The organism is Halomonas sp. ATBC28 (assembly GCF_005937175.1).
Taxonomy (GTDB): domain Bacteria; phylum Pseudomonadota; class Gammaproteobacteria; order Pseudomonadales; family Halomonadaceae; genus Vreelandella; species Vreelandella titanicae.
This window is the reverse complement of record NZ_VCQL01000167.1, coordinates 1-403: the sequence shown is the minus strand read 5'-3', so window position 1 is coordinate 403 and position 403 is coordinate 1. Positions and strand designations below refer to the sequence as shown.

Annotated in this window: 1 pseudogene; it reads left to right on the top strand. The window is 45.9% G+C overall.

Annotated elements, in window-relative coordinates:
* Window positions 1–403 (top strand): annotated as a pseudogene (locus E0L35_RS25855) (preprotein translocase subunit SecA); the annotation flags it as partial.

Genomic DNA, 403 nt, shown 5'->3' with positions numbered 1-403 from the left:
GGAATGGATGAGGCAGAGCGTTATTTTAGTTCGCAGGAATTGTTTGATATTGATCATGCGGAATTGGTCCGTCATGTCATCTTGGCCTTGCAGGCCCATAAGTTATACACTTTGGGAAAGAATTATGTTATCCAAGATGATGAGGTGAAATTGCTGGACAAGACGGACGGGCGTGTGCTGACTGGAACCAGGCTACAGGGGGGCATTCATCAGGCTATTGAACAAAAGGAAGGGGTCAAGGTCACTCCGGAAATGCGTTCGATTGCGTCAGTGACCTACCAAAATCTTTTCTTGATGTTTGATAAGCTGGCTGGAATGACAGGAACGGGTAAGACCGCAGAAGCGGAATTTATCGAAACCTATAACATGGAAGTGATTCAAATTCCGACCAACAAGCCTGTCA